The sequence below is a fragment of the Amycolatopsis ponsaeliensis genome, assembly GCF_030182635.1.
In the GTDB taxonomy this organism is placed as follows: domain Bacteria; phylum Actinomycetota; class Actinomycetes; order Mycobacteriales; family Pseudonocardiaceae; genus Amycolatopsis; species Amycolatopsis ponsaeliensis.
The window spans coordinates 17,712-26,591 of sequence record NZ_JAPZLD010000028.1; the positions used below are offsets into that span (position 1 = coordinate 17,712).

Sequence of the window (8,880 nt, forward strand, 5' to 3'; positions counted from 1 at the left end):
GGCGAGGGTGTCCAAGGCGGCGTCGGCCGTTCGTAGTCACCGCGTACGGCAACCGAGCCATTGGAGGACCACCGTGAAGTACCTGATGCTGATCAACGCCAGCCTGAACGACCAGGGCGAGGTCACCGGCGGCTGCACGCCGGAGGGCTGGCAGCTGTTCTACAAGGAGATCAAGGAGGCGGGCGTCCACCTCTACGGGAGTCCGCTCGCCGACTTCACCACGTCCACCACGGTCCGGGTCGACGACCGCGGCGAGCGCGTCGTCACGGACGGCCCCTTCGCCGAAACCCGGGAGGTGCTGGGCGGCTACTTCGTCGTCGACGTGCCCGACCTCGACGTCGCGCTCGACTGGGCGGCGCGCTGCCCGGGCTCCCACGACGGCGGGTCCATCGTGGTGCGTCCCCTCGCGGATTTCGAGGGCTGACGGCGGTGGAGGGGCGGGCGTCGGTCGAGGCGGTGTTCCGGGAGGAGCGCGGGCTGTTGCTCGCCGCGCTCGTCCGCCGGTTCGGCGACCTCGACCTGGCTGAGGAGGTGACGTCGGAGGCGATCGAGGCCGCGCTGGTGCGCTGGCCCGCCGAGGGCGTGCCGCCGAAGCCGGGTGCCTGGCTGATGACGACGGCGCGGCGCAAGGCCGTCGACCGGCTGCGCCGCGACCAGGCCTACGCGGCCCGGCTCGCGGTGCTGCAGGTCGAGGCCGACCGCGCGGCGCCCGCCCCGCCCGCCGACGGCGGCCTGCCGGACGAGCGGCTCCAGCTGTTCTTCACCTGCGCCCACCCGGCGTTGCCGGCGGAGGACCGGACGGCGCTGACCCTGCGCTGCCTGGCGGGGTTGACGACGGCGGAGGTGGCGCGCGCGTTCCTGGTGCCCAGCGCGACGATGGGCAAGCGGATCGTGCGGGCGAAGAACCGGATCCGGGTGGCCCGCATCCCGTTCCGGGTCCCGGACGCCGCCGAGCTGCCCGGGCGGCTGCCGGGCGTGCTCCAGGTCGTCTACTCGATCTTCACCGAGGGCTACGCGGCGAGCTCGGGCCCGGACCTGCAGCGGCTCGACCTGGCGGAGGAGGCGATCCGGCTGGCCCGGATCCTGCGCCGGCTGCTGCCGGGGGAGCGGGAGGTCGCGGGGCTGCTGGCGCTGATGGTGCTGATCCACGCGCGCCGCGAGGCCCGCACGGGCCCGGACGGCGACCTGGTGCTCCTCGACGACCAGGACCGCGGCCGCTGGGACCGCGCGCTGATCGAGGAGGGGACGGCGTTGGCCGAGGTGGCGCTGACGGGCGGGCCACCGGGGCTGCACGGCGTCCAGGCGGCGATCGCGGCCCTGCACGACGAGGCCCCGGACGTGGCGGGGACGGACTGGCCGCAGATCGTGGGGCTGTACGACGTGCTGCGCGGGCTGGCGCCATCCCCGGTGGTGGAGCTGAACCGGGCGGTGGCGGTGGCGATGCGGGACGGCCCGGCGGCGGGCCTGGAACTGCTCGACGCCTTGGCGGACGAACCCAGGCTGCGGGAGTACAGCCCGTTCCCGGCGGCGCGAGCGGATTTGCTCAGCCGCCTCGGCCGCCACGCCGAAGCAGCGTCGGCGTACCAGGAGGCGCTGGCGTTGGCGGGCACGGAACCCGAGCGGGCCCACCTGCGCCGCCGCCTCACCGAGTGCCCAAAGCCATGAGGGGCACCCTTATGGACATAAGAGCCATGAGGGTGCCCTTCATGGCTTCCAAGCCGGCGCCGCGACCGGCCGGAACTGTCGGTGCCCCCGGGTAAAGTGGATACCGGGGGCCGGAGGCCTACGCCGGGGTGCGCAGCGCCGTCACCGCAGGCGCGAACATCGTCGCCTTGATCGCGCCCAGCGTCCCGCGGTCCTTGCCCGCCAAGGCCTTGACCCGCTCGGAAGCCACCTTCACCACGTCGCCCTCGGCCGCGATCTCGTCCACCAGCCCGAAAGACAAAGCGTCCGGGCCACCGAACCGGCGTCCCGTCGTCATCGACGCGATCGCCGCCGACGGCGTCAGCTTCCCCTGGATCAACGCCGCCATTCCCGGTGTGAACGGGATGTTGATGTCGGCCTCCGGAAAGCAGAAGTACCCGCGGTCCGAGCGCATCACGCGGAAGTCGTGCGCCATCGCCAGCATCGCGCCCGCGCCGAACGCGTGGCCGTTGATCGCCGCGACCGTCGGGACCGGCAGCGTCAGCACGCGCGCGAACAGCTCCTGCACCTCGGCCACGTACTCGGAAGCCTTGTCCCCGTTGGCCATGAGCCACTCGAGGTCGAGGCCGTTCGAGTAGAACTTGCCGCCGCCGGTGGTCACCAGCATGTCGTCCACTTCGTCCAAAGTGGAATGGACGCGCTGCAGCCACTCCGGCGTGAAGCGGTTTTCGTCGTCGCCCAAGGGTAAAACGGTCACGGTCGGTCCTTCTCTCGAGGGGGTACAGTCAGCACGGCTCGCACGGCGGCGGCCAGCCGGTCCCGCACCAGGGGATCGGTGATGTCGCGTCGGAAGAACGCCGTCGGCAGGTCGACGACGGCGGTGGTGATCACCTCGACGGCCAGGCCGTCGCCGCGGTCCCACACCTGCCGCGCCAGCCGCACGAGCAGCGCGACCAGGCGTTTGTCCAGCGCGTGCAGGGCGTCCGCCAGCTCGTCGGGCAGTTCGGGGCCGAACAGCCTGTCTGCCTTGACGCGAAGCAGCATCCGGGCCCCGTCGGGACGCAGGGAGGCGAACACCGCGGGCGTGTCGGCCGCCGCGACGACGGCGTCCACCGGGGACGAAGCGGCGTCCACCCGCGAGGTCTGCAGGTCGAGGAACGCGGTCGCCGCGCGCAGCCAGACCTGGGCCAGCAACTCGCTGAGCGACCCGAACGCGTGGTAGATCGTCCCGTTCGGCACGCCCGCGGCCGCCGCCAGGCCACGCACGGTGACCTCGCCCGACGACGCGACCAGCCGTTCGGCGACGTCGAGCAGCGCGTCGAGGTCGTGGACGCGGGGCCGGGGCATGCCGCGACCATAACAGAACGCGTGCTCCAAAACCAAGGCGGTAGGCTGCCGGTCGTGGAGATCTGGGTCAATCCGGCGTGTGCGAAGTGCCGGTCCGCCGTGTCGCTGTTGGACGAAGCCGGTGCGCAGTACACCGTGCGCCGCTACCTCGACGACCCGCCGACCGCCAAGGAACTGAAGGCCGTCCTCAAGCGGCTCGGCCTCGAGCCGTGGGACATCACGCGCACCGCGGAACCGATCGCGAAGGAACTCGGCCTCAAGACGTGGGGCCGCACCCCGGCCGACCGCGCGCGCTGGATCGACGCCCTGGCGGAGAACCCGAAGCTGATCCAGCGCCCGATCATCACGGCCGACGACGGCACGACGGTCGTCGCCCGTGACCCCGAAACGGTCCGCTCGGTCCTTTAAGGAATGCGCCCGTCCTTCGCGAGCAGCGGGACGTCGAGCGGCACCGTCTCCGGGTACTTGATCCCGGCGCCGGTGTTGAGCACCACGACGTCCTCGTCGCCGGAAAGCCATCCCGACTCGCGCAGGTGCCGCAGCGCGGCGAAGCACGCCCCGCCCTCGGGGCAGATGAACGTACCCTCGAAAGTGGTCAGTTCCCGTTGCGCGGCAAGCAGTTCCTCGTCGGTGACGGCCACCGCGGTGCCGCCGGTCTCGTACACCGCGTCAAGCACCAAGAAGTCGCCCAGTGCCTTGGGCACGGTGATGCCGAAGGCGACAGTCCGGGCGTCGGGGAACAAAACACTCTCCCGGGATCCCTGCGAGAAGGCCTGGACGATCGGCGCGCACCCGGTGGCCTGCACCGCCACCAACCGGGGCAGCGGCCCGGAAACCCAGCCCAGCGCGAGCATTTCCAGCAGCGCCTTGTAGATCCCGATGATCCCGACCCCGCCGCCGGTGGGGTAGAGGATGACGTCGGGCAGCCGCCACCCGAACTGCTCGGCGATCTCGTACCCCATCGTCTTCTTGCCCTCGATGCGGTACGGCTCCTTCAACGTCGAGACGTCCTGCACCCCCGGACGCCGCGGAACCGCCGCCGCCACGAGCTTCCCCGCGTCACCGATCAGACCGTCCACCCGGTACAGCTCGGCACCCGCGGCAACGCACTCGCGCATGGTGATCGCCGGGGCGTCGTCCGGCATCGCGATCAGGCTCGACAGGCCCGCGCGCGCCGCGTACAGCGCCCAAGCCGCACCCGCGTTGCCGTTCGTCGGCATCGCGATCCCGCCCACGCCCAACTCGGCCGCCCGCGAGACGCCGACCGCGGCGCCCCGCGCCTTGAACGTGCCGGTCGGGACCAGGCCTTCGTCCTTCATCCACAGCCGCGAAAGTCCCAGCTCACGGCCGTAGCGCGGCAGCCGCAGCAACGGCGTCATGCCCTCGCCCAGGCTCACGACGTGCTCGGCCGACCGCACCGGCAGCACCTCGTGGTAGCGCCACAGCGTCGGCTCGCGCCCCGCGATCTCCTTCGGCGTCACGGCTTCGCGGACGCCGTCGAGGTCGTACCGCGCCAGCAGCGGCGCACCCGACGGCGAGAGGCCCTGGACGGCGTCGGCGTCGAGGCGCTCGCCGGTCCGGGAGCATTCGAGGTGGCTGAGGAACGAGTACGGCACGGCGCCTCCGGTCAGAAACGGCGGGTGAACGGGAGTGGCTTGCGCATCCGGACCAGCAGCAGGAGCGGCACCAGGACGTAGGGCAGGTTGAAGGCCAGGAACTTCGCCGGGTTGCCGGTGCGGAAGGCCGGGTCGCCGAAGAACTCGACGCCGAACACGACGACCCCGGTCAGCGTGACGATCATCGTCGCGTAGATCACCGACGGCAGCTGGATCCAGTTCCGGCCGGAGAGCAGCGCGAAGACGAGCACGACGTAGAACGGCATGTAGACGAACGCCGAGAGCCCGGTGACGATCCGCATCCAGTCCGGCGGGTGCATGAACAGCGGGTCGGCGTCGTGGGCGTACCAGTAGTTCGAGTTCACGAAGAAGTTGTCCGACGGCTTCGAGAAGTCGACGCCGACGGTCGGCAGCAGGTCGCTGATCAGCGACGTCACCGTGAAGGCCGAGAACAGCACCGCGAAGAAGACGTCGATCTTCCGGTCCCGCAGCGGCAGGTTCATGAGATCGATCCTAGGTCCTATTGTGGGCGGATGGACGCGCTGCGGGTCTGCCTGTACGTCTTCGCCGGAGTGACGCTCGGCACCTGGGTGATGTCGGTGCTGACCAGGGAGTACTCCTGGGTCGACCGGATCTGGTCGATCGTCCCGGTCGCGTACGTGGCGATCTTCGCCGGCGCCGCCGGATTCGCCGACGCGCGCCTCGACGTGATGTTCGCGCTGGTCACTCTGTGGGGGATCCGGCTGACGTTCAACTTCGCCCGGAAGGGTGGTTACGCCCGCGGCGGCGAGGACTACCGGTGGGCGGTGCTGCGCGAGCGGATGGCGCCGTGGCAGTTCCAGGTGTTCAACTTCTTCTTCATCTCGCTCTACCAGAACGCGATCCTGCTGCTGATCACGCTGCCCGCTTACACGGCGCTGGAGCACCAGGGCTCGTTCGGCGTGGCGGACGTCGTCGTCGCGGTGGTCTTCGCCGCGTTCCTGGCCGGGGAGACGGTCGCCGATCAGCAGCAATGGGTGTTCCACCGGGAGAAGCACGCGGGCCGCGCGTCGACGCGGTTCCTCCAGGACGGGCTGTTCCGCTACTCGAGGCACCCGAACTTCTTCTTCGAGCAGGCGCAGTGGTGGGTGATCGCGGTGTTCGGGATCGTCGCCGCGGGTCTGCAGTGGACGGTCGTGGGCGCGGTGCTGCTCACGCTGCTGTTCGTCGGGTCGACGAAGTTCACCGAGAGCATCACCAAGTCGCGCTACCCGGAGTACGCGGACTACCAGCGCCGGACGTCGCCGGTCGTGCCGTGGTGGCCTCGCCGGGAGCCGGTCCGCGGATGACGGTCGTCGCCGCCCTCCAGATCGGCACGAGTGTCCCGCTTGCGCGGATCCTGGACTTCGAGGACGAGATCCGCGGTGCCTCGCTGGTGGTGCTCCCCGAAGCCGTGCTCGGCGGATACCCGGGCCGGCAGCCGTTCCCCGAGTACTTCCGCTCGGCGGTGGCGGTGCCGGGGCCCGAGACGACCGCGCTGGCCGGTCTCGCGGCGCGCACGGGCGCGAGCCTGGTCGTCGGCGTGATCGAGCGCGACGGCTCCACGTTGTACAGCACGGCGGTGTTCTTCGACCCCGATCTCGGGCTGGTGGCGAAGCATCGGAAGCTCGTCCCGACCGCGCGCGAACGGCTGTTCTGGGGTCGCGGCGACGGTTCGACGCTCCCGGCGATCCCGACGGCGGCGGGCCTGGCGGGGGCGGCGATCTGCTGGGAGAACCACATGCCGCTCCTGCGCGCGGCGATGTACGCGAAGGGCGTCGAGATCTGGTGCGCCCCGACGGCGGACGACCGCGACGTCTGGCAGGCGTCGATGCGCCACATCGCCGACGAGGGCCGGTGTTTCGTGATCTCGGCCTGCCCGCACGAGACGGAGGGCGACGACCCGTTCCGCGGCGGCAGCGTGATCGTCGGCCCGCTGGGCGACGTGCTGGCGGGCCCGTTGCGTGACGGCGAAGGTCTCATCACGGCGGAGATCGACCTGGAGGAGATCGTGGCGGCCCGCAAGAGCCTCGACGTCTCGGGGCATTACGCGCGGCCGGACGTCTTCGCGCTGACCGTGGACGAGCGGCCCCGGGACGGCGTCACCTTCCTGCGGTGACGAACCTCGGTCTACCTGCGGAAACCTCTTCGGGAGCCTGTGAGCGAGAAGGGGAGTGTGTGAGTGCGTTGTCGCTGGTCAGCCAGCGTTCGTTACGTCGCCTTCGGCAGCATCTGGGAGCGGCTGGTTGCCGAGGTCCGTCCCACGTGTCGTCCCACGCGATCCCACGGCCTTGAGGGACTGCTGTTCGCCGAGCGCGGCCAGCAGCTGAGCGTTCGAGGCCTCCGTCTCCTGGACGTAGCCGGCCAGCTCTTCGAGGTCGGCGTGACCCATCTTCCGCTGCACCAGAAGGACATCGGCGCCGCCTTCGACAGCGCGGGTGGCGTAGCCGTGACGCAGTTCGTAGCCGCCCGTCACGTCGAGATCGACTTTCTCGCCGGCGCGCTGCATGTGCCGGCGAAGTCCCGCCGGCGTGGTCGGGCGTCCGTCGACGTTCACGAACAGCAGTACGCTGCCGCATGTCTTGCCGTCGTAGTGCTCGCAACCACAACCGGGCTTCAGGCTCCGGCCTGCGATGCGCCGGTCGTAGATCTCGCACGCCCGGGTGGTCATCGGCACAGTCCGCATGTCTCCGTCCCTCGGGTGGCTGCGGATCGATCCCGCGCGGTACGTCGAAGGCGGAGATTACCTATAGCTGCGCCTCGGAGATCGACCTGTACGTCCAGGCGATCGCCTGAACAGTGAGGGAGGCTTGACGACGTGTAGCAAGGGACTGGTGACGGCGCCGGTGGTCTTCAATATCGAGGAGTCCAACCCGGCTCCGCCAAACGTCTTTCAAGGGCGGCGCGCGGCGAGGCGTACTTGCAGTTCGCAGGACCGCGTCGCCTTCAGCTGTACCCACCGGTCAGTCGTGGTCGAAGAGGGTGGGCTCGCCGGGGAGGTAGGGCAGGTCTACCCACACGGCTCCTACCTTGGTGCCGATGGGAAAGTCGTCTTCGTCGAAGGTGAAGAGCACGTCTACGCTAGCTTCTAACGCGCTAGCGATATGGATCGCATCGCCGAGCTTGTACTGCTTGATCAAATGCAAGTCGCGCGCCTGAAGGGCGACTTCGCGCCCGAATTCGACTAGCACTACGCGTGGACCGTCCACATATTGCAGTACGCGCGCGTCGAGTCCAACGTCAGGGTGCGGAGTCGGGCTTTGCGCTAGGCACTCAACCAAGCTGAAGGTGGAGACATAGATCTCGAACTGCCCCGCATCGGCAGCGTCCATGATGCGTTGTACGCGCTCCCATCCGTCGCCTCTCGCGAAGAAGCGGGTCAGGACACAGCTGTCTAAGTAGACGGTGCTGTAGGGATCAGGCCGTGCCATGCACGCCTCCCAGGTAGTCCTTCACCGTCGAGGTCACTGCTTCCTCAGCGATACCCAAGCCCGATGCGAGGCGGGGGGACTCATCGCGCGTTGGGAGGCGGGTGATCGCTCGCAGTTGCAGCGACAAAGGGCGTCCTCGATAGTCTCGGATCAGCTTGCCCCGAGCTTCGACCCGGCGGCCAATCAGGCTGCGGACGTTGTCGAGTTGTGCGGCGGTGAATCTGATGACGACCGACTTGCCCCCGCGCTCGGGCCATATCCGTGCTTCGTAGCGCTCGTGCACGTTGAGCGAGTCGAGGTGGCCAATGACTGATCCGATGCTTGTGCGGCGAAGAGAGCCAGCCTCACGGAGGTGGTCGCGTGTGACCAGGGTGATGCGCACCCGGTCAACGATCTTGTCGCCGTCCCTGAGTGTGAGTTCGGTTCCTTCAGCGTCGAACCCACCTAGATGTGCAGCGGCGTCTCGGCCAGCTTGTATCGCAGTGTCGTTCCAGCCGTCGGGGATTTCGGCGCCGTTTTCGGCTATGCGCAGTCCAGCGACGAGGCGCCGGAACGCGGCATCTGTCGTATCTGGTTCCTGCATCGGCCGGAATGCTGCATCGACGCTGCCATCGCGCAGATGGGCGAAGTGTACGGCGCCGCCGCCGAGAGCCTTGATCAGTTCGGCGACTTGGTGCAGACCAGTTAGAACCTGTGCAGCATCCATGTCGTTGGTGTGTCCATGCACGTAAATGGCCAGTTCCATAGTTCACCTCCTCGCTCCGCATCCTCATCACATCAGAACTTGCACAGCGTTCGTTACGACACGTCGAGGATCACACGAA

12 protein-coding genes are annotated in these 8,880 nt (G+C 69.1%); 5 read left to right on the top strand and 7 right to left on the bottom strand.

Annotation, left to right across the window (positions count from 1 at the left end; genetic code table 11):
* Positions 1–73 precede the first annotated feature (73 nt).
* Positions 74–424, top strand: coding sequence for a YciI family protein (locus QQ657_RS34265; protein WP_284746451.1), 351 nt, complete (start codon positions 74–76; stop codon positions 422–424).
* 5 nt (positions 425–429) lie between these two features.
* Positions 430–1,665 (top strand): RNA polymerase sigma factor, encoded by a 1,236-nt coding sequence (locus tag QQ657_RS34270; RefSeq protein WP_284746452.1) that lies wholly within the window; start codon positions 430–432, stop codon positions 1,663–1,665.
* A gap of 118 nt (positions 1,666–1,783) precedes the next feature.
* Here the strand turns inward: QQ657_RS34270 and QQ657_RS34275 are convergent, their stop codons facing one another.
* Both QQ657_RS34275 and QQ657_RS34280 read right to left on the bottom strand, forming a co-directional pair.
* Positions 1,784–2,401: an enoyl-CoA hydratase/isomerase family protein gene (locus QQ657_RS34275; RefSeq protein WP_284746453.1), complete on the bottom strand. Its 618-nt coding sequence runs from the start codon at positions 2,399–2,401 to the stop codon at positions 1,784–1,786.
* Complete coding sequence (locus tag QQ657_RS34280) at positions 2,398–2,991, bottom strand: TetR/AcrR family transcriptional regulator (RefSeq protein ID WP_284746454.1); 594 nt, start codon at positions 2,989–2,991, stop codon at positions 2,398–2,400. Before QQ657_RS34280 ends, QQ657_RS34275 begins: the two co-directional genes overlap by 4 nt.
* A gap of 54 nt (positions 2,992–3,045) precedes the next feature.
* Between QQ657_RS34280 and QQ657_RS34285 the strand changes: the two genes are divergently transcribed.
* A complete protein-coding gene (locus QQ657_RS34285) occupies positions 3,046–3,399 on the top strand; it encodes an arsenate reductase family protein (RefSeq protein WP_284746455.1) in 354 nt (117 codons plus the stop codon).
* On the opposite strand, the gene QQ657_RS34290 is transcribed toward QQ657_RS34285, so the two are convergent.
* Positions 3,396–4,607, bottom strand: a complete 1,212-nt coding sequence (locus QQ657_RS34290) for a threonine synthase (protein ID WP_284746456.1) — start codon at positions 4,605–4,607, stop codon at positions 3,396–3,398. The two genes, QQ657_RS34285 and QQ657_RS34290, sit on opposite strands and share 4 nt — an antisense overlap.
* Before the next feature lie 11 nt (positions 4,608–4,618).
* Positions 4,619–5,110 carry an EXPERA domain-containing protein gene (locus QQ657_RS34295; RefSeq protein ID WP_284746457.1) on the bottom strand — a complete coding sequence of 164 codons (492 nt, stop codon included), beginning with the start codon at positions 5,108–5,110 and terminating at the stop codon, positions 4,619–4,621.
* A gap of 30 nt (positions 5,111–5,140) precedes the next feature.
* Here QQ657_RS34295 and QQ657_RS34300 point away from each other — a divergent pair, with 30 nt between their 5' ends.
* Positions 5,141–5,935 (top strand): DUF1295 domain-containing protein, encoded by a 795-nt coding sequence (locus tag QQ657_RS34300; protein ID WP_284746458.1) that lies wholly within the window; start codon positions 5,141–5,143, stop codon positions 5,933–5,935.
* Positions 5,932–6,744, top strand: a complete 813-nt coding sequence (locus QQ657_RS34305; RefSeq protein ID WP_284746459.1) for a carbon-nitrogen hydrolase family protein — start codon at positions 5,932–5,934, stop codon at positions 6,742–6,744. The genes QQ657_RS34300 and QQ657_RS34305 overlap by 4 nt, the downstream gene beginning before the upstream one ends.
* Positions 6,745–6,822: 78 nt before the next feature.
* On the opposite strand, the gene QQ657_RS34310 is transcribed toward QQ657_RS34305, so the two are convergent.
* From QQ657_RS34310 to QQ657_RS34320, 3 genes are all read right to left on the bottom strand, one after another.
* Positions 6,823–7,311 (bottom strand): tyrosine-type recombinase/integrase, encoded by a 489-nt coding sequence (locus QQ657_RS34310; RefSeq protein WP_284746460.1) that lies wholly within the window; start codon positions 7,309–7,311, stop codon positions 6,823–6,825.
* Between the two features lie 277 nt (positions 7,312–7,588).
* Positions 7,589–8,056: a type II toxin-antitoxin system VapC family toxin gene (locus QQ657_RS34315; protein ID WP_284746461.1), complete on the bottom strand. Its 468-nt coding sequence runs from the start codon at positions 8,054–8,056 to the stop codon at positions 7,589–7,591.
* Complete coding sequence (locus QQ657_RS34320) at positions 8,043–8,801, bottom strand: hypothetical protein (protein WP_284746462.1); 759 nt, start codon at positions 8,799–8,801, stop codon at positions 8,043–8,045. The genes QQ657_RS34315 and QQ657_RS34320 overlap by 14 nt, the downstream gene beginning before the upstream one ends.
* Between the last annotated feature and the right edge of the window lie 79 nt (positions 8,802–8,880).

Coding starts and splice junctions, on each gene's coding strand:
- QQ657_RS34280 (WP_284746454.1), bottom strand. CDS start 2,991: ATGCCCCGGCCCCGCGTCCACGACCTCGACGCGCTGCTCGACGTCGCC.
- QQ657_RS34295 (WP_284746457.1), bottom strand. CDS start 5,110: ATGAACCTGCCGCTGCGGGACCGGAAGATCGACGTCTTCTTCGCGGTG.
- QQ657_RS34300 (WP_284746458.1), top strand. CDS start 5,141: ATGGACGCGCTGCGGGTCTGCCTGTACGTCTTCGCCGGAGTGACGCTC.
- QQ657_RS34305 (WP_284746459.1), top strand. CDS start 5,932: ATGACGGTCGTCGCCGCCCTCCAGATCGGCACGAGTGTCCCGCTTGCG.
- QQ657_RS34310 (WP_284746460.1), bottom strand. CDS start 7,311: ATGCGGACTGTGCCGATGACCACCCGGGCGTGCGAGATCTACGACCGG.
- QQ657_RS34315 (WP_284746461.1), bottom strand. CDS start 8,056: ATGGCACGGCCTGATCCCTACAGCACCGTCTACTTAGACAGCTGTGTC.
- QQ657_RS34320 (WP_284746462.1), bottom strand. CDS start 8,801: ATGGAACTGGCCATTTACGTGCATGGACACACCAACGACATGGATGCT.